The following is a 25,742-nucleotide window of genomic DNA, read 5'->3' as shown; positions in this document are numbered from 1 at the left end:
CTTGGCAACCTTTATTAGTAGTCTCTTAACCTATTTAAAAGTGTTAATTAAGTACTTTATTGTTAAATAACTATTAATTTTGATGAATAAATTATAATTTGCAATAAACTATCGTATTTTTGTGCATGTAAAAGTTTTAAATCACCATTCATCTTCAATGATTCAATTAACATTTAAATATTAAAAATAGCTACATAAATCCCATAATCAAAATAATAAACTTATCATTTTCTTATAGATGCGATATATGTTCCGCGTTTTTACCATTTAAAATATAAAAAAACGTCAATTCTATAGTAAAGGAATAGAATTGACGTTAATACTAAGTCCGAGACGTTTATATCCCAGACAATTAGTTTGAATGTCGTATTAAAAAGATAATGAAAGCACAGAACTATTTTGTTTCACGATGTAAAGTGTATTTATTTAATCGTGGACAGAATTTTTTAAGTTCAATTCGTTCTGGATTATTCCGCTTGTTTTTAGTGCTAATATAATTACGATCACCACATTCAGTACAAGCTAATGTTATATTTACGCGCAAAGTTAACACCTCTTTCTTAACAGGAATCATTACGTTTTAAAATAATATCATATTCTTTCATTAATTTCAATAAGATTGATCTTTGAAAAGTATGTAGTTAATTAAAGTTAAATTTCTAAGCATTATACGAATGTTAATAATTTAAATATTTTAGTTTGATAAATAAAAAGAATGTGTTATTATACAAAACGTAATAATTACGATTTGTAAAAAAGGAGAGAATATTATGGCAAAAAAATCCAAAATTGCTAAGGAACAAAAAAGAGAACGCTTAGTAGCACGATACTACGAATTAAGAAAAACGTTGAAGGAAAAAGGTGATTATGAAGCATTAAGAAAATTACCAAGAGATGCTTCACCAACAAGACTGACACGTAGATGTAAAGTAACTGGTCGTCCAAGAGGCGTGCTGAGAAAATTTGAAATGTCACGTATTGCGTTTAGGGAACATGCACATAAAGGACAAATTCCTGGCGTGAAAAAATCAAGTTGGTAATTTAGGACTTTAGTTCATTTACATTTAGGGAAAAAGCATGTATATTAACTATTGGTAAAGATAAATAAAATGTCATTGTTCGGAAATAACTATCCTATGTTTAAGTATTTACATTTAGAGTTATGAATTTTATTTGAAAATCTTACCTTTAAATACTATTTTATTAATAAATGTTAGGGGTTCGTTTAATTATGAAGATATTTGATTACGAAGATATACAGCTTATTCCAAATAAATGTATTGTTAATAGCCGTTCAGAATGTGATACTACTGTGAAATTTGGTCCGAAATCATTTAAATTACCAGTGGTACCTGCAAACATGCAAACAGTAATGAATGAAACATTAGCAGAATGGTTTGCTGAAAATGATTACTTCTATATCATGCATAGATTCGATGAAGAAGCACGTATACCATTTGTAAAGCAAATGCATGATAAAGGATTATTTGCTTCAATTTCAGTTGGTATTAAAGACCGTGAATTTGATTTTGTAGAAAAATTAGCACAGGATAATGTGATTCCTGAGTATATTACAATTGATATCGCACACGGGCATTCTGATGCCGTTATTAATATGATCAAACATATTAAAAACCACATACCTGAAGCATTTGTTATTGCAGGTAATGTTGGAACGCCAGAAGGTGTTCGTGAATTGGAAAATGCTGGTGCAGATGCAACTAAGGTTGGTATTGGACCAGGTCGCGTTTGTATTACAAAAATTAAAACAGGATTTGGCACAGGTGGTTGGCAATTAGCTGCGTTGAACCATTGTAGTAAAGCTGCAAGAAAACCGATAATAGCTGATGGAGGTATCAGAACGCACGGTGATATTGCTAAATCAATTCGTTTTGGTGCATCAATGGTTATGGTAGGCTCATTATTTGCAGCACATGAAGAATCTCCTGGTGAAACCGTTGAATTAGATGGAAAAATGTATAAAGAATATTTTGGTAGTGCGTCTGAGTTCCAAAAAGGTGAACACAAAAACGTTGAAGGTAAAAAAATGTTTGTTGAACATAAAGGTTTATTGAAAGATACATTAATTGAAATGCAACAAGATTTACAAAGTTCTATTTCATATGCGGGTGGCGATGATTTAAATTCATTGACTAAAGTAGATTATGTTATAGTAAGAAACTCCATTTTTAATGGAGACAGAGACTAATAAACTAGTAGGTGTAAAAAATTAAACGATTTTTATTATATGTAATTGTACTTCTTTGTATTGTTTTAATTGTTCCAATCAAAGAATTTACACCTTTAGAAAATTTGCAACAACAATTTAAAGCAAAAATAGATAGTTGGTCATCATCGGAACAGTCACAAACTCAAAATGCTTTGAAAGTACCTGATGAGCAAGAATTTGCTTTGAATAATATTCAAATGAACATGTCGAAGGCTGAAGTTGAAAGAAAACTAGGTAAAGCAAAACGCGTTACTTCAAATGAATATGGTACACAATGGTATGCGTATTATTCGGAGAATTATAGAAGCTTTATTATGGTAAGTTATATTAAAGGTAAAGTGAACGGACTATACAGTAATCAAAATGTTATTTCTTCAAAATCTAAAATTAAATATAGTACTCCTAAAGATATAGTTAGAGAACGATTAGGTGATCCGATAACTACAAAACGTAAAGGTCATTTGAGTATGGACGTTCGCGATAATGAATTTGATAATTTTAAAAAAGACAATATTTACACGACAGCTTTTTATGATAAGCATAATGACAACAATCTCACTGCGCTACTATTAGTAAGTGAAAAAATGGAGAATAGACTTCAAAATCAATATGCAACGCCTTCGCGTAATTTAGCAAAAAGTTTTGAACTTCAAAATTTTGATTTGGTCAATGCTGAAAGAGTACAACATGGGTTAAATACATTAGATTATTCTGAAACTATCTCTGATACAGCACGCAAACACAGTAATGATATGGCGGAGAATAATTATTTTGACCATAATAATCAATCTGGGGATTCACCATTTGATAGATTAGAACAAGATGGACATGATTTTAATGCAGCTGGCGAGAATTTAGCTTATGGTCAACCAAGTAGCATTTATGCTCATCAAGGATTAATGAATTCTTTAGGTCATAGAAAAAATATTCTTAAAAAAGAATTTAATACTTTAGGTGTCGGCGTTGATTTTAATGAACATAAACAACCTTATTGGACTGAAAATTATACGGGATAGTGTTTATGCATTGTTGAAAAGGGTATCTATATTCTGTGAGGATGAGGTATTATGACAACAAATAAAAAAGATCAAACAGAAGATATACTAGAAAAAGTGAAAGATGTCTTAGAAAAAAATGACAATAAATAAGAGGCTACGCTATAAGCGTAGCCTCTTATTTTAATTGAGAGTGTCTTTATCTATAAAATTAAATTTCTCTAAACAGGCCGACAACTTTACCTAAAACAGCAACTTGATCTAAATAGATTGGCGACATTGTACTATTTTCCGGCTGTAAACGGTATCGTGTTTTTTCTTTGTAAAAACGTTTGACTGTAGCTTCATTGTCCTCAGTCATTGCTACAATAATATCACCATTTTCAGCAATAGTTTGGCTTCTTACGATAACTTTATCTCCATCTAATATTCCCGCTTCAATCATGCTATCACCAACAACATTTAAGATGAAAATATCGCTGTTATGCGTTGAAGTGAAATGCTCGGGTAACGGAAAATACTCTTCAACATTTTCAACAGCAGTAATAGGTATACCTGCTGTGACTTTACCAATGACTGGCACGTGAATTGTAGATTCCATATTCACGGTTTCCCCTAATTGTTCGGTAACAATTTCAATTGCACGTGGTTTAGTTGGATCTCTTTTTATATAACCCTTTTCTTCTAATCTGGATAGATGTCCATGCACAGTTGAGCTAGATGCTAAACCAACAGCTTCACCAATTTCCCGAACACTTGGTGGATAACCCTTTGAATGAACAGTCTGTTTAATATACTCAAAAATCTCATTTTGTCGCTTAGTTAATTCTCTCATAATAGGCACTCCCTACGTTAATTTGTTTTTATTATAGCATGTATTGTTTATGTTTACAAACGTTTGTTCGTTTTCGTGTTGACAGAGAACAGACGTTCTGATAAAGTTTAAGTACAAACAAACGTTCTAGGAGTGACTTATATGTTCAAACTATATATATATCAAATTAAACCTTATATTACAGTATTGCTAGTTACAATGATTTTGAGTACTGTCTTTATATTAAGTGCTTATTATAATACAAAATCAGAACAAACGTACGAAATGACAGATCATCAAATCACAAATATTTCTACAAAAGACGAACAGTATCAAATGAATTCAGATGAAAAAAGCGAACGGACACTCAATCAATTTTTAGCAAAAGCCAAATAAAATATTAAGCCAACTGTATTGTGAAAGTGAATTTATTTAGTAGAATGGTAATATAAGCGTAACTATTTAGTTTCGCTTATTTTTTTGTTATATTTTCTATATTATGAATTACGGAGGTTTATTATGGCGAAAAATGATGCCGTAGATATTAAGCGTATAAATGAGTTAGCAAAAAAGAAAAAAGAACAAGGATTGACTGAATCTGAATCGAAAGAACAATCGAAATTAAGAAAAGCATATTTAGATTCTTTCCGACAAAGCTTTAAAAAACAAATTGAAAGTACGAGAGTTATTGATCCAGAAGGCAATGATGTAACGCCTGAAAAGGTGAAAAAAATATTAGATTCTAAAGATAAAAAAGATAATAACTAAATCAATTTTTTGTTAAATAATTACTAAATAAGGTATAATAGTAATGAAACTTGCTATAAGAAAGGAAGTCATTTAGATGAATAAAGAAAAAGATCAATTAGCGATAGATACGATAAGAGCCTTAAGTATCGATGCTGTTGAGCAAGCAAACTCAGGTCACCCTGGATTACCAATGGGCGCAGCTCCAATGGCATATACATTATGGACACGCCACTTAAATTTCAACCCCCAATCAAAAGATTTCTTCGATAGAGATCGTTTTGTATTGTCTGCAGGCCATGGTTCTGCATTGCTATACAGTTTATTACACGTTTCAGGTAGTTTAGAATTAGATGAATTAAAACAATTTAGACAATGGGGTTCAAAAACTCCAGGCCATCCAGAGTTTAGACATACTGATGGTGTTGAGGTAACAACTGGCCCATTAGGACAAGGTTTTGCTATGTCTGTAGGTATGGCATTGGCTGAAAAACATCTTGCTGGTAAGTTTAATAAAGAAGATGCTAATGTAATAGATCACCATACTTACGTAATAGCATCTGATGGAGATTTAATGGAAGGTATTTCACATGAAGCAGCATCATTAGCTGGTCATACACAATTAGATAAACTTATTGTATTATATGACTCAAATGACATTTCTTTAGATGGAGATTTAAACAAAGCATTTTCTGAAGATGTTAAAACGCGTTTTGAATCATATGGTTGGAAACACATTTTAGTTAAAGATGGTAATGATATAGATGCTATTGATAATGCTATTAAAGAAGCTAAAACTTCAGATGTACCAACAATCATTGAAGTGAAAACAATCATTGGTTACGGCGCGCCTAATAAACAAGCTTCTCATGGCGTACACGGTGCTCCATTAGGTGAAGAAGAAAGAAAATTAGCTTTAGAAAACTATGGTTTGGATCCTGAAAAACGCTTTAACGTACCAGATGAAGTATATGAAATTTTCCAACAAACAATGTTAAAACGTGCTAATGAAAAAGAAGAAAACTGGAATAAACTTGTTGAAACATACAGTGAAAAATATCCAGAATTAGCTGAAGAATTCAAATTGGCAATCAGTGGTAAATTACCAACAAACTACTCAAATGAATTGCCAGAATTTGAAGCTGGCCATAGTGGTGCTTCACGTGCAGACTCTGGTGAAGTAATACAAGCACTAAGTAAAACAGTACCTTCATTCTTTGGTGGTTCAGCTGACTTAGCTGGTTCAAACAAATCAAACGTTAAAGATGCGGTTGACTTTGATAAAGATACACCTGAAGGTAAAAATATCTGGTTTGGTGTACGTGAATTTGCAATGGGTGCTGCTGTAAATGGTATGGCTGCTCACGGTGGTTTACATCCATATGGTGCAACTTTCTTCGTGTTTAGTGACTATTTAAAACCAGCACTTCGTTTATCAGCAATCATGGGATTAAATTCAACATTTATTTTCACGCATGATTCAATTGCAGTTGGTGAAGATGGCCCTACACATGAACCAATCGAACAATTATCTGGTTTACGTGCAATTCCAAACATGAATGTTATTCGTCCAGCAGACGGTAATGAAACACGTGTAGCTTGGGAAGTAGCAATGGAATCAGAAAATACACCTACATCTTTAGTATTAACACGTCAAAACCTAACAACAATGGACTTACCTAAAGAAACTGTTGAAGAAGGTGTGCGTAAAGGTGCTTATGTAGTGTTTGAATCAGATAAAGATCCAGAGTACTTACTATTAGCTACAGGTTCAGAAGTTAATTTAGCCATTGAAGCTGCTAAAGATTTAGAAGGACAAGGTAAAGGTGTACGTGTTGTATCAATGCCTAACTGGAATGCATTCGATCAACAATCCGATGAATATAAAGCATCTATCTTACCTTCTTCAATTACAAAACGTGTTGCTATTGAAATGGCATCATCATTAGGTTGGCATAAATATGTTGGTACTGAAGGTAAAGTGATTGGTATTGATGGATTTGGTGCAAGTGCGCCTGGTGATTTAGTAGTTGAAAAATATGGTTTCACTAAAGAAAATGTCTTAAATCAAATTCAAACGTTCTAATTATTAAGATAAAAAGATAGGTAACATTTTTGGTATGAGAGCTTTTGTTCTCATACCAATTTTTAATTATAAATAAAGATTGGATTATATTTACAAACTGAAATTATAATTGATATAATACATAAGGTTGGAAATATAAATTAATTGAGTCACTCTTGAAAAGGAGTGGTTATTTTAGTAAAATGCATTAGGATAGGAAAGTGGGTGAAACAATGGCAACTTGGTTAGCAATTTTATTAATCGTGTTAGCACTAATTCTAGGACTAGTCGGTGGATTTTTCCTTGCGAGAAAATATATGATGGATTATCTGAAAAAGAACCCACCAATTAATGAAGAAATGCTACGAATGATGATGATGCAAATGGGTCAAAAACCATCTCAAAAGAAAATAAATCAAATGATGACAATGATGAATAAAAATCAAGACGACGCATTCAAGAAGAAGAAATAATGTCTTGTGAAAAGCTGATGATTACTACCTACTAGTAAATCGTCAGCTTTTTTGATTTGAACAAATACCTATTATATTTAAAAAATGAGAATATAATCCTGGTTCGGTCATATAAATGTGATGCTACTCAATTTGTGTCATTTGCAAATCATACTTTAATGTTTCGAAATTTTATAGACGGATTAGGTTTTTTAAATGCGCATTAAAATAATTAAAGTGATAGTGAATGTAATTTATTTTTTAAATATTCAGTAAATATTTGATTGTAAAATCATATTTGTTATAATTTGTATATATAAGGGAGGTATTAATAAGTGAAGAGTGCTTATGACATGGAAGACAAAGAAGTTTTAGATCGATTAGCAAATATGCATATTAACTTTTCTACTGAAGAAGCTTTCAAAGAATATCACAACGCGATGCAAATTCATGATATGAATTATCTTAGATATACTTTAGAAAATGCATTGTCAGCTTGTGACACAACACGCGCTATTTAAATAGCAATGAATAAGATAAGTCTGAAACAAGGCTTATTTTATTTTGAGTAATTTTCTATCAATACCTCCCGACGTTGACATTAATCTTTTGATACTATAGATCACCTATACATAATTGAATTTTTGAAATATACAGATGAGGCTAAATAACATGCTATACAGACCAAATGAAAACATATTAAAATTACTGAATGTTAAATAGTAAAATGATATACTATTTGAGGTGGAGATTAAGCCAGTAACATAAAGAAGGTGTAAGCATGTTATATTTAGTTTTTTCTATAGTTGTAGCTTTTTTAATGGGTATTGGGGTAATCGTTGTAAGAATGAAAGCGCAGCAATATCCAGTAAATGAAAAGAAAATTATTTTACCGCCATTTTTTATGGCAACAGGTGCATTAATGTATGTGGTACCTTATTTCAGATTAACGGGTATGGAAATAATAGAGTGCATCGTATTAGGTGTTCTTTTCTCGACGATATTAATTTGGACTTCTCGATTTGAAACATCCGGTAGCGAAGTATACATGAAGCGGTCTAAAGCTTTTCCTATTATCTTAATTTCACTGTTGTTAATCAGAACAATTATGAAAATATTTATAAGTAATAAAATAGATCCAGGTGAAATTGGTGGCATGTTTTTCTTACTTGCTTTTTGTATGATTGTACCTTGGAGATTGGCTATGTTATATCAATATAAAAAAGTTAAGAAAACATTAATTAAATAAGCGAATGAAGTAATAATTATATTAGAGTAATTGAATATGCTTAATACTAAAGGGCTACTAAATTTCCTTAAAAATCATGGAATTTAAGTAGCCTCTTTTATATTTTGAAAAATTACTTGAGTATTAAGTAGGAGTATTATATCATAAAATCGAACGGATGTTCTATTAGGAGTGATAGAATGAAAATTGTACATACAGCTGATTGGCATTTAGGGCGGATTTTGAACGGAAAATCATTGCTAGAAGACCAAGCACATATATTAGATCAATTTATTAAAAAAATGGGCGACGAAAAACCAGATGTAATCGTAATTGCAGGTGATTTATATGATACTAGTTATCCCAACAAAGCTGCAATACAGTTATTGGAAAATACAATTAATACATTAAATTTAGAAATGAACATTCCGTTGGTGATGATAAGTGGAAATCATGATAGTAAAGAACGGTTAAATTATGGCTCAAAGTGGTTTGAAAAATCTCAACTTTATATCAGAACCTCACTTGAAGATATGTGTGATCCTATTACCATTGGAAATATTGATTTTTATACATTACCATTTTCTACAGTGAATGAAACAAGTTATTTCTTTAATGATAAAAAGATAGAAACACATCAACAAGCCGTGAGTAAATCAATAGAATTTATGACACAGAATATTAATCCAAATAAAGTCAATATACTAATAGGCCACCTCACAGTTCAAGGTGGTATACGCACTGAATCTGAGAGAGCATTGACGATTGGCACTGTTGAATCAGTTACAGAAAATTCATTTCAGCAATTTGATGCAGTGTTACTCGGCCATTTACATCATCCATTTAGTATAGATTCAGATTTTATTCATTATAGTGGTTCTTTATTACAATACTCTTTTTCAGAAACTACACAACCTAAAGGTTATAGAGTAATTGAAATGATAGATCATAAATTGAAAAGTATATTTAGGCCATTAATGCCCTTAAGACAATTAGAAGTAATTGAAGGGGATTATGAAGACGCTATTCAAGAAAAATTAAGCATAAAAGATAAAAACAACTATTTACATTTCAAGTTAAAACATATGTCACATGTTAGTGATCCTATGATGCATTTGAAACAAATATACCCAAACACGTTGGCGCTTACCAATAGTTCTTTTGAATTTAATACTCCGTTACATCATGAAAATATAGAAATACAAAAATTAGATGATACAACAATCATTAATAAATTTTTTGAGAATGTGACGGATCAATCATTAACAAGTATTCAAAATAATAAAATTGGTAAAGTATTAAATCATTTACTTGAAGGAGATCAGACTAAATGAGACCTTTAACATTAAAATTAACAAATTTCGGCCCATTTTTAGACGAAACCATTGATTTTCAACAAGTAAATAATGATCAATTGTTTTTAATTAGTGGAAAAACAGGTTCAGGAAAAACAATGATATTTGATGCAATTGTATTTGCTTTATTTGGTGAAGCATCGACAAAAGATAGGAATGAAGGAGATTTACGTAGTCATTTTGCAGACGGTAAATCACCAATGGTCGTTGAGTTCGAGTTTAAATTGAGAGATAGTATTTATAAAATTAATCGACAAGGCGCATTTGTAAAAGAAGGAAATAAAAATAAAACACTTGGACAACTTTCAATTTATCAACTTGAAGATACATTTGAATTACGTGAAAGTAAAGTGAATGCTGGAAATCAATTTATTAGAACGTTACTTGGTGTTAATTCAGAACAGTTTAGACAATTATTTATCCTTCCTCAGGGTGAATTTAAACGTTTCTTATTATCTAAAAGTATAGAAAAACAGGAAATATTAAGAACATTGTTTAATAGTCAAAGATTTGAAGAAATACAAAAATTGTTAAATGATGATGTTAAAGAAGTAAGGGCGAATATTGAAAAGCGTTATCATACACTTGAAACGGATTGGATGGATTTAGATACTTTTGATGAGAACTTATTAAATGAGTATAAAGAAGTAAATTCAAGACAAACTGATAAAATCAAAGCATTAATACCACAATTCAAAAGTATAGGCGAATCTATTCAAAATGATTTATTAACAGCTAAAAAAAGAAGTATCGAAAAATTTGAGCAAGCTGAAAATTTATTAAATCGTAATTTGAAACTTCAAGATGCAATGACAAGTCTCGAAGAAAATAAACAAAAGCAAGAAGCTTTGTTATCCAATCAAAATTATATAAAAAATCAAATAAAATTATTAAATGAAATCAATGAGGTAAGACCGCTCTCCAATTTACTTGACTCAAAAGAAAAACTTTTAAATAAGCATAAAGAGATAGAAAAAGATAAAGCAAAAACAATAACAAGCATATCAAATTTACAGGAGCAATTAGAAAATTGTCAGAAACAATTAGCAAAACATAAAGACTTATCTGAGACAATAGATAAATCGAAAACATTTATAGAAAATTGTAAAATATTTTATAAAAAAATTGATAAATATAAAGAGCTATACCAGCAAATTGAAAATTTAAAAAACACATACGGTGAGTTTAAATCACATTACGAAAAACAAAAGCAACAACTTAATCAATATATTGAAAAATTAAATGACAGAGAGCCAGATTATAAAAGAAATGAACAACTTAATGAAAAAATACATCAGTTGGATAATGAAATTAAAATTAAAAAACAAAATGAGTTAAATAAAAAAGAATATCAAGCGTTGCAAAAGCGACAAACTGACATAACAGCGAAAAATGAACATATTAAATCTGAAATAAATGCATTAGATGATAAATATAAAGCTATTGATAAAACAAATATAGATTTAAACAATAAACAAGATATGATTATTAAATTACAATCAGTGCTTTCTAAAGGTGACAAATGCCCACTTTGTGGGAATGAGATTCATGAAATTGAACATCATATTGATTTTGATGAACTTACAAAAAGACATGACCAACTCAATAATATTGAACAACAACGATTAAAGTTAAAAGAACAAAAAATCAAATATGATAGTGAATTACAGCACATCTTAGAACAATTACATAGATTTAATTTAGATGAGTTAGAAAAAATTAACTATACAGAGCTTGAATTAACTAAGGATAACCTTTTGAAAGAAAAAGGATTAATAGAAGAGGAAAATGAAGAAATTAGAAACCTTAAAGAGAAAATTTTAAATTTAAGGCAAAAATCACATGAGTTAGAATTGGATTTAAAAACAAAACAATTCAAATTAGATGAAAGCACACTGATGATTAATGACTTTGAAAATACCACACAATATAAAGATGTGAATAAGTTTATTACGGCTTATGATAAATCATTAGAGGAAGTAAATGAATATCAAAAGCAATATGAATGGTTAGTACAGCAAGTTCAAAAATATAATAACGAACTGTCACTTGAAATGAATAATAAAACACATCTAGAAAATACTATAAAGAGTTTGCAAAAGGATATTAAAGAAGCAAATCAAAAAATTGACCATGAAATGAATAGGATAGGCTTTACATCATTGGAAGATGTAGAACACACCATTAATGAAATTCCTAATAAAGTAAAAATAGAAGCGGAAATAAATAAGTTCAATCAAGAGAAACAACAATTTGAAATTATCATTAATCAGCTAGAAGCAGAAATTAATAACCAAGAATTACATGATATTTCTCAATTAAAAAAAGATTATGAACAAGAAAAAGTACAACTAGATCAAGCTAAATCGATGTTAAGTCAACATAATTATAAACTTGAATTTAACAATAAGAAAATCGATAATATTTATGCTGTTATAAATCATTTAGAAAAAGAATTACAAGAACAACAAGAAGTTTTTCAATTAGCAGAAGTATTATCTGGAAAAAATGAACAAAAATTAACTTTGGAAAATTTTGTTTTAATATATTATTTAGAACGAATACTTGCTCATGCGAACCAGCGCTTATCATTGATGACGGGTGAAAGGTATCAATTAGTTAGAAGGGAACAAACTTCAAAAGGGTATAGTGGTTTGGAAATAGATGTATTTGATTCTCACTCTAATAAAAAGAGACATATCACCTCGTTATCGGGAGGGGAAACCTTCCAAGCTTCTTTAGCGCTGGCATTAGGTTTGAGTGAAGTGGTGCAACAAGAATCTGGTGGGATTGCATTAGATTCTATGTTCATAGACGAAGGATTTGGCACCTTAGATCAGGAAACGCTGGAAACTGCTTTGGATACACTACTTAGTTTAAAATCTTCTGGAAGAATGGTTGGAATTATTTCTCATGTTAGCGAACTAAAACAACGTATTCCGCTTATTTTAGAAGTACAAACTGAGCAATACCAAAGTACAACAAACTTTATAAAACAATAAAAACAAAAAAACAGTGAATTACTTTTTGATAAAGTAAATTCACTGTTTTTTAATCTTAAAGCTATAAGCATTTAAATGAATAGGTGATGTATATTTGATTACTTTGTCCATTGAAATAAGCATAGTAACAATGATGATACGTCGATTTAAATTTTAAGATTTAATAATAATATGGTTGTGTATTGATTTTATAGTAAATAGTTAACACAAGTAATGCTCAACTGAATATTTAGGACAAAGTTTCCGCAAATACAAGCCTATCTAAAAGAGTTAGATTGCACAGTCTGATGAGTCTAAGAAAACAAAATTAGGAATTATAGATAAAAATAGACCCGTAAATGAATGTTCAAAATTCATTTACGGGTCTATCCTCATCGCTTACGCTAATATGAGATAACTAAATAATGTATTTGTTGCTTGCTGCTTATTGTTTCTCACGTAATAAATCACGAATTTCTGTTAATAATACTGTATTTTCTTCAATTTCTTCTTCTTCTTGTTTAATTAATGTATTTGCAATTTTAACAAATATAAATAATGCAAATGCAATAATAATAAAGTCTATAATCGATTGTACAAACATACCGTATTTGATACCCATGAAGGACCAACTTTTGGCAAAATCAACGGTACCGAATATTAAACCGATTAATGGCATGATAATATATGAAACCAAAGCTGTTACAATTTTGTTGAAAGCTGCACCCATAACTACAGCTACTGCTAAATCTAAGACATTCCCTTTTAATGCAAAATCTTTAAATTCTTGTAGCATATTAATAACCTCTCTTAATTAAATTTTTTTAATATAAATGTTATTATACAATATTTATTAAATTAAGAAAATACTTTTTAAAAGTGAATTTGATATTAACATAGATGTTTGTTATTCTTATGAATGGTAAAACTAAAAAATAGAAATAAATTTGTTTTTTCAAATTTTCTATTTAGATTTAAAAATTTAATATAAATATGAAAGGGAGTAATTAATTGTGAATTCTTCTGAAAATCAACCAAACGGTAAGAAGATATCCCCAGTATTTATTTATAGTGCGATTATTGTTGGTATAGTTGTTTTAATCGGGGCAATTGTTCCAGAACAATTTGACACTGTTACGAACACAATCAAACTATGGATTACTGATAAATTGGGTTGGTATTACTTAATTCTTACAACGTTTATTGTTTTCTTCTGTATTTTCCTAATTTTTAGCCCTATTGGAAAATTAAAGCTCGGTAAACCAAATGATAAACCGGAGTTTAATACTATATCTTGGTTTGCGATGCTATTCAGTGCTGGTATGGGTATAGGACTTGTGTTCTACGGTGCTGCTGAACCTATGGCAGATTTTGCTGCACCGCCAAATGCGGAACCTAAAACTACTGCAGCATATACTGAAGCATTACGTTCTACATTCTTCCATTGGGGATTCCATGCGTGGTCTATTTACGGTGTCGTTGCATTAGCACTTGCTTACGCACAGTTTAGAAAAGGAGAACCAGGACTTATCTCAAGAACGTTACGCCCTATCTTAGGCAATAAAGTAGAAGGTCCAATTGGAACAATCATTGACGTGTTAGCAGTATTTGCTACAGTTGTCGGTGTTGCTGTTTCATTAGGTATGGGTGCATTACAAATCAATGGTGGTTTGAATTACCTATTTGGTGTACCAAATACTATTTGGGTACAAGCAATCATTATTGTGATCGTTACGATTCTATTCTTAATGAGTGCATGGTCAGGCTTAAGTAGAGGTATCCAATACTTAAGTAATTTAAATATTAGTTTGGGTGCGGTTCTAATGATTGCAGTCTTGATTATTGGACCAACTGTGTTGATATTAAATATGATGACAAGTTCAACAGGTAGTTTATTAAATTCATTCCTATTTAATACTTTTGATACAGCAGCTCAAAACCCACAAAAACGTGAATGGATGTCTAGCTGGACACTTTACTATTGGGGCTGGTGGTTAAGCTGGAGTCCATTCGTAGGTATCTTTATAGCGCGTGTTTCTAAAGGTCGTTCAGTACGTGAGTTTATTGGCGGTGTACTTTTAGTACCTGCTTTAGTAAGTTTTGTATGGTTCAGTGTATTTGGTGTACTAGGTATTGAAACTGGTAAGAAAAATCCTGAACTGTTTAATATGACAGCTGAAACTCAATTATTTGGCGTGTTTAATGAAATACCATTTGGAATTGTATTATCGTTGATAGCGCTAGTACTCATTGCATCATTCTTTATTACATCTGCTGACTCTGCAACATTTGTATTAGGTATGCAAACGACATTTGGTTCATTAGAACCTTCAAATGTTGTTAAAGTGACTTGGGGTATTGCTCAGTCATTAATTGCTTTCGTATTATTATTTGCAGGTGGAGGAAATGGTGCAGATGCTTTAAATGCAATTCAAAGTGCTGCCATAATCAGTGCGTTACCATTCTCCTTTGTAGTTATAATGATGATGATTTCATTCTACAAAGATGCGAATAAAGAACGTAAATTCTTAGGCTTAACTTTAACGCCTAACAAACACAGACTACAAGATTATGTACAATATCAACAAGAAGATTTTGAAGATGATATTATCAATAAAAGAGCGCCGTTAAGAGACGCTGAAAAATCAGAGAAATAAGCTTAAAAACTGAGGGCCGATGAAGGCTCTCAGTTTTTTTGTTTAAGTTTAATTGCACTTAATTAGTGATAATGATTCTCAATTAATAATAATAACTTATTACACGATACACTTGTGATAAGTTTTACTTATATATACTGATTGTAAATTCAAATCTAAATTATAGATGTTTATAATGGTAGGTAGTTGTTTTAAGTTACATATAATTATACAATTTAATTAACGGCATATAATTACTAAAAATTTCAAGGGGGATTTATATGGCTTCTAATTTAAAAGAGCAAGCGAAAAAGTCATTCGAGCTAAATGGGAAATCATACACATACTATGATTTAAAAACTTTAGAAGAAAAAGGTTTAACTAAAATATCCAAATTACCATATTCGATAAGAGTTTTATTAGAATCTGAATTGAGACAAGAAGATGGATTTGTTATTTCTGAAGATCACATTAAAGCATTGTCTGAATTCAATAAAGGTACAGTAGGTGAGGTGCCTTTTAAACCATCTCGTGTAATTTTACAAGATTTCACTGGTGTACCTGCAGTTGTTGACTTAGCGTCATTACGTAAAGCTATGAATGATGTTGGGGGAGATTTAAATAAAATTAATCCAGAAGTGCCAGTAGATTTAGTTATTGATCACTCAGTTCAAGTAGATAGCTATGCGAATCCAGATGCGCTAGAAAGAAATATGAAATTAGAATTTGAAAGAAACTACGAACGTTATCAATTCTTAAATTGGGCTACTAAAGCATTTGCTAACTATAGTGCTGTTCCACCAGCAACTGGTATTGTACACCAAGTTAACCTAGAGTACTTAGCAAACGTTGTTCACGCACGTGAAGTAGACGGAGAAACAGTTGCTTTTCCAGATACATTAGTAGGAACTGACTCACATACAACTATGATTAATGGTCTAGGTGTATTAGGTTGGGGTGTAGGTGGTATTGAAGCCGAAGCTGGTATGCTTGGTCAACCTTCTTATTTCCCAATTCCTGAAGTAATTGGTGTAAGATTATCTAATGCGCTACCTCAAGGTGCTACTGCAACGGATTTAGCCTTACGTGTAACTCAAGAATTACGTAAAAAAGGCGTTGTTGGTAAATTTGTTGAGTTCTTTGGCCCAGGTGTAGAACATCTACCATTAGCAGATAGAGCTACAATCGCAAATATGGCGCCTGAATATGGTGCAACTTGTGGTTTCTTCCCTGTAGATAAAGAATCTTTAAAATATTTACGTTTAACTGGTCGTTCAGAAGAACAAATTGAATTAGTTGAAAAATATTTAGAAGAAAACAATATGTTCTTTACTGCTGATAAAGATGAACCAGATTATACAGATGTGGTTGAATTAGATTTAGCTACAGTTGAAGCTTCACTTTCAGGTCCTAAACGACCTCAAGATTTAATCTTCTTAAGTGATATGAAAGAAGAATTTGAAAAATCTGTTACTGCACCTGCTGGTAACCAAGGTCATGGTTTTGATGAAAGTGAATTTGATAAAACAGCAACAATTGAATTTAAAGATGGATCTAAAACACAAATGACTACAGGTGACCTTGCGATTGCAGCAATTACATCATGTACGAATACGTCAAATCCATATGTTATGTTGGGTGCTGGCTTGGTAGCTAGAAATGCAGTTGAAAAAGGCTTAAAAGTACCTGAATATGTTAAAACTTCATTAGCTCCGGGTTCTAAAGTTGTTACAGGTTATTTAAGAGATTCTGGATTACAAGAATATTTAGATGACTTAGGATTTAATTTAGTAGGGTACGGTTGTACAACATGTATCGGTAACTCAGGCCCATTATTAGAAGAAATCGAAAAAGCGATTGCTGAAGAAGATTTACTTGTAACATCTGTTTTATCAGGTAACCGTAACTTTGAAGGACGTATTCATCCATTAGTAAAAGCTAACTATTTAGCATCACCTCAATTAGTAGTTGCATATGCACTTGCAGGTACAGTTGATATTGATTTACAAAATGAGCCATTAGGTAAAGGAAAAAATGGTGAAGATATCTATCTAAAAGATATTTGGCCAACAATTAAAGAAGTAGCAGATACTGTAGATAGTGTCGTTACACCTGAATTGTTTAAAGAAGAATATGAAACTGTTTATAACAACAATGAAATGTGGAATGAAATCGATGTAACAGATCAACCGTTGTATGATTTCGATCCAGAATCAACTTATATTCAAAATCCATCATTCTTCCAAAATTTATCTAAAGAACCAAATGATATTAAATCATTAAATAATTTACGTATTATGGGTAAATTTGGAGATTCAGTTACGACTGACCATATTTCTCCAGCGGGTGCTATCGGTAAAGATACGCCAGCAGGTAAATATTTACTAGATCATGACGTACCTATTCGTCAATTTAACTCTTATGGTTCTCGTCGTGGTAACCATGAGGTAATGGTTCGTGGTACTTTTGCTAATATTCGTATTAAAAACCAATTAGCACCAGGTACAGAAGGTGGTTTCACTACTTACTGGCCTACTGGTGAACAAATGCCTATATATGATGCGGCAATGAAATATAAAGAAGATGGTACTGGTTTAGTAGTATTAGCCGGAAATGACTACGGAATGGGTTCTTCCCGTGACTGGGCTGCTAAAGGTACAAATTTACTAGGTGTTAAAACTGTAATCGCTCAAAGTTATGAACGTATCCACCGTTCTAACTTAGTTATGATGGGTGTGCTACCTTTACAATTCAAAGATGGTGAATCTGCAGATAGCCTAGGCTTAGATGGTACAGAAACTATTTCTGTTGACATCGATGAAAATGTAAAACCACATGATTTAGTGAAAGTAACTGCTAAAAAAGAAAATGGAGAAGTTGTTGACTTCGAAGCAGTTGCACGTTTCGATTCACATGTAGAAATTGATTACTATCGTCATGGCGGCATTTTACAATTAGTATTAAGAAATAAATTAGCAAATTAATTGTTTATTCTGAACAAAAATAAGGCTGAGACAATCTTTTGTGTCTCAGCCTTATTTTATTTGTGAACGCTAAACATTTAACTTTTTCTAGTTAAGTCTGTGGAAATGATTTTAAAATGTGTTTTCTGCCTTGCTTTCATTTTTATGTTAATATTTATATATAAGTAATTCGAACAATTGAAAAGAGGACGTTTATAATGATTTATAGTATTACAGAAATTCCTTCACGTTATGCAGAAACAGATCAAATGGGTGTTATTTATCACGGTAATTATCCAACATGGTTTGAGGTTGCACGCACAGATTATATATCAAAATTAGGTTTTAGCTATAAAGCAATGGAAGAATCTGGTATTATTTCTCCTGTTACAGATTTAGATATTAAATATATAAAAACGATACAATATCCTGAAACTGTTAAAATTAAGACATGGGTTGAAAAATATACACGTTTAAGATCAATTTATCGTTATGAAGTGTACAACGAGGTTGGCGAATTAGCTACTACAGGTTCAACTGTTTTGACTTGTATTAGGAAGGATAACTTTAAGCCTATTAGATTAGATAGATATTTTCCAGAATGGCATGCTATGTATGCAGAAGTAGATAAAAGAAATCAAGCTGGAGAAACATTTGAAGTAGAAAATGGCATGCTTTAATTTAGTTAGATGTATAAATGCATAATTCAATGTATGGTATTTGTATTTACATACATTAATTTATTTGCCATGTGTTTTTCAAGTGTACAAAAGAATGATAAAGATGATTGATAAAAAGAGCCTGGAATGAAACCAGGCTCTTTTTAAGTATATATTTTTATATGAATTATATATTGTGTTATGTGTTTTGAGTTCTATTATTATTTAGCAGAATAAGCAATTTCATCGACACTATCATTGACGTCTATGAATAAATCATGGTCTTCAAAATACCATAAGTCTTTTTCGGCAATCACTACATCTAAGCCATCGAAATGGTTTTCGTAACCAATTTCTACATCATCTTTTTGATCAACACTAAATGCAGGGCTAAATCCTTGTTTTAATTGGAATTCTCCACCATAGCGAACGAAAAATTGTAAGACTTTGTTATCTTCAGGTAAATCAAGTTCATCTTTAAACCAAGATACAGCGTTATCTGAAAGTTTTATATCCATAATAAAAGTCCCCTCTCATTTCACAAGTTATAGCTTGTGACCATTGGTTACTAATTTTTAAATTAGTACTATATTTATTACCCAATTTTGAGTAATAATAAAAGTAGTATATCATATTTAAGTATAATTTTCTTTGAATTCAAATTGTTCAATCATGTTTCAGAGTGAAAACGAAGATATTTAACCACGTTGTAGATTAGTGTGGCATAATGAATATAAGGATTATAATTAAAATAATAGTAAATGAATGATAGATGTTATTGCTTATGAATGTAGAATTAAGAGAAGTGCATTTATTCCACAAATGTTAAGTTATGTTTTATAAATAATATTTTAAAATGCTGGTTTTGAGACAAGATTCAATTCATACGCTTAACTTGGATTATAATAAGTAAAAATTAATAGTATAATGATAGTCTGAGCTATAAATCTTTAATTTAATGAATAAAAAATAGTGAAGCAGAAGTCTATTTTAAAGATTTCTGCTTCACTATAAGGAAAACTGACTAATGAATAGGTTTATGTTCCATCATTTTCTATTAGCCAGACATTCGTTTTTACTTATCAGTAGCTGAGGCATTAGATTGTCCCAGTCTGAGTATGTTTGCTATTTTTGTTATTGATTGCTAATGACTTTTGTAATAGTTACATCCATTTAATTTTTGGTTCTTCGCCTTTAAATATTCTAACAATATTAGTTCGATGTCTAAATATTAATAGAACGCCTACACCGATACTCACGACTAGTAAGATATAATCTCGAATTAATAGTGCACCGATTACACAACAGATTGATGCTATGATACTCGATAGTGATACATACTTTGTTAAATAAAGTATGCCGAAGAAAATCGCTGCTAAAATGAGTAATAATATAGGATTGATTCCGAGTATAACACCAGCACTTGTGGCAACCGCTTTTCCACCTTTAAATCCAAGGTAAACTGGATAAACATGACCCAGAATAGCGAATGCGCCTACGATGAGTCCATTTGTGAAAAATGTACTAATAGCACCGTCTGCATGCACTGGTAACCATAGTGGTAAGAACACAACAATAAACCCTTTAAATATATCTAAAAATGTAACAAGGAATCCTGCAGGTTTTCCTAATACTCTAAAACTGTTTGTTGCTCCTGTATTCCCACTACCAAATTGTCTAATATCTTTTTTGAAAAATAATTTACCTATTACATAGCCACTTGGGAAAGCACCAATGAGATAACTTAAAATTAACATGATAATTATCATCACCATACATAATCCACATCCTTTAATGACATTAAAATTATTTTACCATATATGACCTCGGTTAGACGAATAAAAATTTATAACTGTAGTAAAACACGGTTTAAATATTAATTTGATACTTGCAATTTATCAAGATTTATATAAGAATAACTAATGTATAGTTTTAAAAACGAACGTACGTTTGTAGGAGGGCGAAACGATTGGCAATGAACAAACAAAATAATTATTCGGATGATTCCATTCAGGTTTTGGAAGGGTTAGAAGCCGTAAGAAAAAGACCTGGTATGTATATTGGTTCTACCGATAAAAGAGGATTACATCATTTAGTGTATGAAGTTGTCGATAATTCCGTCGATGAAGTATTAAACGGTTTTGGTAATGAAATATTAGTGACAATAAATAAGGACGAAAGTATTACTATAGAAGATGATGGACGTGGGATGCCAACCGGAATTCATACATCGGGTAAACCTACTGTTCAAGTAATATTTACAGTACTTCATGCAGGCGGTAAATTTGGACAAGGCGGATATAAAACTTCAGGTGGTCTACACGGTGTAGGTGCATCAGTTGTAAATGCATTAAGTGAATGGTTAGAAGTAGAAATATACAGAGATGGTGCTATCTATAAACAGCTATTTAGTCATGGTGGTGTACCAGCTACTGGATTAGAAAAGCAAGGTAAAACTAGAAAAACAGGTACTAAAGTTACCTTTAAACCAGATGCTGAAATTTTCAAATCAGCAACATCTTTTAACTATGATGTGTTGAGCGAACGTTTACAAGAATCAGCATTTTTGCTTAAAAATCTTAGAATTACACTTAAAGATTTGAGAGCTGGCAAAGAAAGAGAAGATGTTTTCCACTATGAAGATGGTATAAAAGAATTTGTGAGTTATGTAAATGAAGGTAAAGAAGTGTTACACGATGTAGCAAACTTTGTTGGCACTGCTAATGATATAGAAGTAGAGGTTGCATTTCAGTATAATGATCAATATTCGGAAAGCATCTTGAGTTTTGTCAATAATGTACGTACTAAAGATGGCGGCACTCATGAAGTTGGCTTTAAAACAGCAATGACGAGAGTGTTTAATGATTATGCTAGACGTATTAATGAATTGAAAGAAAAAGATAAGAACCTAGATGGTAATGATATAAGAGAAGGTTTGACTGCGATTATTTCAATTCGTATACCTGAGGAATTATTACAATTCGAAGGGCAAACTAAGTCTAAATTAGGTACACCTGAAGCCAGAAGTGCAGTAGATTCAGTTGTATCTGAAAAATTACCTTATTATTTAGAAGAAAAAGGACAATTGTCAAAAACCCTCGTTAAAAAAGCATTAAAAGCCCAACAAGCAAGAGAAGCAGCACGTAAAGCAAGAGAAGATGCGCGATCAGGTAAGAAAAACAAACGAAAAGATACATTATTATCCGGAAAGTTAACACCTGCGCAAAGTAAGAATACAGAGAAAAAAGAATTGTATTTAGTTGAGGGTGATTCAGCTGGTGGTTCTGCAAAATTGGGGCGTGACCGGAAATATCAAGCAATTTTACCTTTAAGAGGTAAAGTTATAAATACTGAAAAAGCACGCTTAGAAGATATTTTTAAAAACGAAGAGATTAATACGATTATCCACACAATAGGTGCTGGTGTAGGTAATGAATTTAAATTAGAAGATAGCAATTACAATCGTGTAATTATAATGACAGATGCGGATACGGATGGCGCACATATTCAAGTGCTTTTATTAACATTCTTCTTTAAATATATGAAACCTTTAGTAGAAGCAGGTAGAGTATTTATAGCATTACCTCCATTGTACAAACTGGAAAAAGGTAAGGGTGCTTCTAAGAAAATAGAATATGCATGGACAGATGAAGAATTAGAAAAACTACAAAAGAAATTAGGTAAAGGATTTAGTTTACAGCGTTATAAAGGTTTAGGAGAAATGAACGCTGATCAATTATGGGAAACAACAATGAACCCAGATACAAGAACGCTGATTCGAGTACAAGTTGATGATGAATTACGTTCATCGAAACGCGTAACAACTTTAATGGGAGACAAAGTAGCTCCTAGACGTGAATGGATTGAAAAACATGTTGAATTTGGTCTTCAAGAAGATCAAAGCATTTTGGATAACAATGAAATTCAAATACTAGAGCAGGATTATTCTGATGAGGAGGAAATGAATTGAGTGAAATAATTCAAGATTTGTCGCTGGAAGATGTTATTGGCGACCGATTTGGTAGATATAGTAAATACATCATTCAAGAGCGTGCATTACCAGATGTTCGTGATGGGCTTAAACCTGTTCAAAGACGTATTTTATACGCTATGTATTCTAGTGGTAATACATTTGATAAAAATTTCCGTAAAAGTGCAAAAACTGTCGGTGATGTTATCGGACAATATCACCCTCATGGTGATTCATCTGTATATGATGCGATGGTTCGTTTGAGTCAAGATTGGAAACTGCGACATGTTCTGATAGAAATGCAAGGTAATAATGGTAGTATTGATAACGACCCAGCAGCTGCTATGCGTTATACTGAAGCGAAATTAAGCAGAATTTCAGAAGAGTTATTAAGAGATATTAATAAAGAAACTGTACCATTTATGCCTAACTACGATGATACGACAATGGAACCAATGGTATTACCTGCTAGACTCCCACATTTGTTAATCAATGGAAGTACAGGTATATCTTCAGGTTATGCCACGGATATACCTCCGCATAATCTCGCTGAAGTTATTCAAGCAACATTGAAGTATATAGATAATCCCAACATCACTGTAAGTCAGTTGATGAAGTATATCAAAGGTCCCGATTTTCCTACAGGTGGTATTATTCAAGGGATTGATGGTATTAAGAAAGCTTATGAAACTGGAAAAGGTAAAATTGTTGTTCGCTCTAAAGTCGATGTCGAAGAATTGAGAAATGGTAGAAAAGAACTCATCGTTACTGAATTACCTTATGAAGTTAACAAAAGTTCACTTGTTAAAAAGATGGATGAACTGCGAGCAGATAAAAAAGTAGATGGTATTGTAGAAGTACGTGACGAAACGGACCGTACAGGGCTACGAATTGCCATTGAATTAAAGAAAGATGTCAATAGCGAAGCGGTTGCTAATTTTTTATATAAAAACACAGACTTACAAGTTGCATATAATTTTAATATGGTAGCAATCAGTGACGGTCGTCCACTTCTTATGGGTATTCGTCAATTTATAGACAGTTATCTCAATCATCAGATTGATGTAGTTACTAAGCGTACACGTTTTGAATTAGATAATGCAGAAAGTAGAATGCATATTGTAGAAGGTCTAATGAAAGCTTTGTCAATTTTAGATGAAGTTATTAAACTCATTCGAAATTCAAAAAATAAAAAAGACGCTAAAGATAATTTGGTTTCTGAGTTTGATTTTACAGAAGCACAAGCTGAAGCTATTGTTACGTTGCAACTATATCGTCTGACAAATACAGATATAGTACAATTACAAGAAGAACATGATGAATTAAAAGCTAAAATTGCACATTTAAAAAATATTTTAGATAACCATGATGCTTTGTTGAATGTTATCAAAGAAGAATTGGGCGAAATAAAAAATAAATATAAGCAACAACGTTTATCTACTATAGAAGCTGAAATCAGTGAAATCAAAATTGACAAAGAGGTCATGGTGCCAAGCGAAAATGTAATTATGAGTATTACGAAACATGGTTACATAAAACGAACATCGTTACGTAGCTTTAATGCCAGTGGTGTAGAAGAGCTAGGTGTAAAAGATGGGGATACAATGCTCAAATATCAAGAAGTAAATACATTAGATACAGCATTAGTATTCACAAATAAAGGCAGACATCTTTATATACCAGTTCATAAACTTTCAGAGATTAAGTGGAAAGATTTAGGACAACATGTATCACAGATTGTGCCTATTGATGAAGGCGAGCATGTTATAGATGTTTATTGTGAAAGTGATTTTAAACCAGATGTATTTTATATTTTAGCTACGCGAAATGGCATGATTAAGAAAAGTAATGTCTCTATGTTTAAAACATCAAGATACAATAAACCACTTGTCTCTATGAAACTAAAAGATAATGATGAAGTGATTAATGTAATGAGATTAGATGAACCACAAACGATTACTGTTTTAACACACAAAGGGATGTCATTAACTTACAGTAGTGAAGAGTTATCAGATACTGGACTAAGAGCCGCTGGTGTTAAATCGATTAACCTTAAAAGTGAGGACTATGTTGTGTTAACACAAATCGTTAATGAAAATAACACGATCTTGATGGCGACTCAACGTGGTTCATTAAAACGCATAAGATTTAATATTTTACAAAAAGCTAAACGTGCACAACGCGGTATCACATTATTAAAAGAGCTTAAAAAAACACCGCATCGCATCGTAGCAGCTAACGTTGTTCAGCCGGATCATACAACTTATACAGTATATTCAAAACAACATGAAGAAAGCGGCAATATTAAAGATATTCATTTATCGGAACAATATACCAATGGTAGCTTTGTAGTAGATGTTAAAGAATTTGGTGAAGTTGTTAATATGATCGTTAAATAACACAAGTTTTAAAATTTTGTTAGTAAATACAACAATATAATGATAAAATACCTATTAGGTGTAACAAAAATGAAGCAAGAGATTTATAGTAATGTGAAAAGGTACTGTGCAATGCTTGATGATAAGTACTTTACCGATTCATTTATTTTCATGTCTACATAAGCATTGGATTTTGTTTATAAACATGAATGAAACTATAAATCTCTTGATTTTACTATGAAAATTAATTTGTATAGATGAGAGGGATT

General features: G+C 31.5%; 21 protein-coding genes. 16 read left to right on the top strand and 5 right to left on the bottom strand.

Annotation, left to right across the window (positions count from 1 at the left end; translation table 11 throughout):
* Positions 1-394: 394 nt before the first annotated feature.
* Positions 395-544, bottom strand: coding sequence for a 50S ribosomal protein L33 (gene rpmG, locus KA824_RS04320; protein ID WP_017724369.1), 150 nt, complete (start codon positions 542-544; stop codon positions 395-397).
* A gap of 226 nt (positions 545-770) precedes the next feature.
* On the opposite strand from rpmG, the gene rpsN reads away from it, so the two are divergent.
* From rpsN to KA824_RS04305, 3 genes are all read left to right on the top strand, one after another.
* Positions 771-1,040: a 30S ribosomal protein S14 gene (gene rpsN / locus KA824_RS04315; RefSeq protein ID WP_181187563.1), complete on the top strand. Its 270-nt coding sequence runs from the start codon at positions 771-773 to the stop codon at positions 1,038-1,040.
* Positions 1,041-1,231: 191 nt separating this feature from the next.
* Positions 1,232-2,209, top strand: a complete 978-nt coding sequence (guaC, locus tag KA824_RS04310; protein WP_107385286.1) for a GMP reductase — start codon at positions 1,232-1,234, stop codon at positions 2,207-2,209.
* Between the two features lie 20 nt (positions 2,210-2,229).
* On the top strand, positions 2,230-3,246 hold the full coding sequence (locus KA824_RS04305; RefSeq protein ID WP_308811674.1) for a CAP domain-containing protein: 1,017 nt from the start codon (positions 2,230-2,232) through the stop codon (positions 3,244-3,246).
* A 190-nt stretch (positions 3,247-3,436) separates the two neighbouring features.
* Here KA824_RS04305 and lexA read toward each other — a convergent pair whose 3' ends face one another.
* Positions 3,437-4,060, bottom strand: a complete 624-nt coding sequence (gene lexA / locus KA824_RS04300) for a transcriptional repressor LexA (RefSeq protein ID WP_019467990.1) — start codon at positions 4,058-4,060, stop codon at positions 3,437-3,439.
* A gap of 141 nt (positions 4,061-4,201) precedes the next feature.
* Here lexA and sosA point away from each other — a divergent pair, with 141 nt between their 5' ends.
* The 8 genes from sosA (at position 4,202) to sbcC (ending at position 12,888) form a co-directional block, all read left to right on the top strand.
* Entirely contained in the window at positions 4,202-4,435 is a 234-nt protein-coding gene (sosA, locus tag KA824_RS04295) for a DNA damage-induced cell division inhibitor SosA (RefSeq protein ID WP_107386448.1), read from the top strand.
* 123 nt (positions 4,436-4,558) lie between these two features.
* On the top strand, positions 4,559-4,807 hold the full coding sequence (locus tag KA824_RS04290) for a DUF896 domain-containing protein (protein ID WP_019467988.1): 249 nt from the start codon (positions 4,559-4,561) through the stop codon (positions 4,805-4,807).
* Between the two features lie 76 nt (positions 4,808-4,883).
* Positions 4,884-6,872 (top strand): transketolase, encoded by a 1,989-nt coding sequence (gene tkt, locus KA824_RS04285; RefSeq protein ID WP_107384946.1) that lies wholly within the window; start codon positions 4,884-4,886, stop codon positions 6,870-6,872.
* 212 nt (positions 6,873-7,084) lie between these two features.
* The gene (locus KA824_RS04280; RefSeq protein WP_019467986.1) at positions 7,085-7,324 is read left to right on the top strand and encodes a YneF family protein; all 240 of its coding nucleotides are present in this window, start codon (positions 7,085-7,087) and stop codon (positions 7,322-7,324) included.
* 314 nt (positions 7,325-7,638) lie between these two features.
* Positions 7,639-7,824, top strand: a complete 186-nt coding sequence (locus KA824_RS04275; RefSeq protein WP_107504952.1) for a hypothetical protein — start codon at positions 7,639-7,641, stop codon at positions 7,822-7,824.
* Between the two features lie 260 nt (positions 7,825-8,084).
* Positions 8,085-8,552, top strand: coding sequence for a CcdC family protein (locus KA824_RS04270; RefSeq protein WP_107384945.1), 468 nt, complete (start codon positions 8,085-8,087; stop codon positions 8,550-8,552).
* Between the two features lie 179 nt (positions 8,553-8,731).
* Positions 8,732-9,865 (top strand): exonuclease subunit SbcD, encoded by a 1,134-nt coding sequence (gene sbcD, locus KA824_RS04265; protein WP_107384944.1) that lies wholly within the window; start codon positions 8,732-8,734, stop codon positions 9,863-9,865.
* A complete protein-coding gene (sbcC, locus tag KA824_RS04260; protein ID WP_181187564.1) occupies positions 9,862-12,888 on the top strand; it encodes an exonuclease subunit SbcC in 3,027 nt (1,008 codons plus the stop codon). The genes sbcD and sbcC overlap by 4 nt, the downstream gene beginning before the upstream one ends.
* 424 nt (positions 12,889-13,312) lie before the next feature.
* Here sbcC and mscL read toward each other — a convergent pair whose 3' ends face one another.
* Positions 13,313-13,663, bottom strand: a complete 351-nt coding sequence (gene mscL / locus KA824_RS04255) for a large conductance mechanosensitive channel protein MscL (protein WP_107384942.1) — start codon at positions 13,661-13,663, stop codon at positions 13,313-13,315.
* 217 nt (positions 13,664-13,880) lie between these two features.
* Here mscL and KA824_RS04250 point away from each other — a divergent pair, with 217 nt between their 5' ends.
* The 3 genes from KA824_RS04250 to menI all read left to right on the top strand — a co-directional run bounded on the left by KA824_RS04250 (position 13,881) and on the right by menI (position 19,146).
* Positions 13,881-15,524 (top strand): BCCT family transporter, encoded by a 1,644-nt coding sequence (locus KA824_RS04250; RefSeq protein ID WP_419426592.1) that lies wholly within the window; start codon positions 13,881-13,883, stop codon positions 15,522-15,524.
* A 260-nt stretch (positions 15,525-15,784) separates the two neighbouring features.
* Entirely contained in the window at positions 15,785-18,487 is a 2,703-nt protein-coding gene (gene acnA, locus KA824_RS04245) for an aconitate hydratase AcnA (RefSeq protein ID WP_107384940.1), read from the top strand.
* A gap of 197 nt (positions 18,488-18,684) precedes the next feature.
* Positions 18,685-19,146 (top strand): 1,4-dihydroxy-2-naphthoyl-CoA hydrolase MenI, encoded by a 462-nt coding sequence (gene menI, locus KA824_RS04240; RefSeq protein WP_107384939.1) that lies wholly within the window; start codon positions 18,685-18,687, stop codon positions 19,144-19,146.
* A gap of 200 nt (positions 19,147-19,346) precedes the next feature.
* Here the strand turns inward: menI and KA824_RS04235 are convergent, their stop codons facing one another.
* Positions 19,347-19,643, bottom strand: coding sequence for a HesB/YadR/YfhF family protein (locus KA824_RS04235; RefSeq protein WP_019467977.1), 297 nt, complete (start codon positions 19,641-19,643; stop codon positions 19,347-19,349).
* A gap of 645 nt (positions 19,644-20,288) precedes the next feature.
* Complete coding sequence (gene plsY, locus KA824_RS04230; protein ID WP_107385380.1) at positions 20,289-20,897, bottom strand: glycerol-3-phosphate 1-O-acyltransferase PlsY; 609 nt, start codon at positions 20,895-20,897, stop codon at positions 20,289-20,291.
* A gap of 203 nt (positions 20,898-21,100) precedes the next feature.
* Between plsY and parE the strand changes: the two genes are divergently transcribed.
* Both parE and parC read left to right on the top strand, forming a co-directional pair.
* Complete coding sequence (parE, locus tag KA824_RS04225) at positions 21,101-23,095, top strand: DNA topoisomerase IV subunit B (protein WP_181187623.1); 1,995 nt, start codon at positions 21,101-21,103, stop codon at positions 23,093-23,095.
* Positions 23,092-25,494: a DNA topoisomerase IV subunit A gene (parC, locus tag KA824_RS04220; RefSeq protein WP_107384979.1), complete on the top strand. Its 2,403-nt coding sequence runs from the start codon at positions 23,092-23,094 to the stop codon at positions 25,492-25,494. The genes parE and parC overlap by 4 nt, the downstream gene beginning before the upstream one ends.
* The last annotated feature ends 248 nt before the right edge of the window (positions 25,495-25,742 follow it).

Source organism: Staphylococcus sp. GDY8P198P, from assembly GCF_017891615.1.
Lineage (GTDB): Bacteria > Bacillota > Bacilli > Staphylococcales > Staphylococcaceae > Staphylococcus > Staphylococcus cohnii.
The sequence above is the reverse complement of the archived record's forward strand: the minus strand, read 5'-3'. Positions and strand labels throughout refer to the sequence as shown.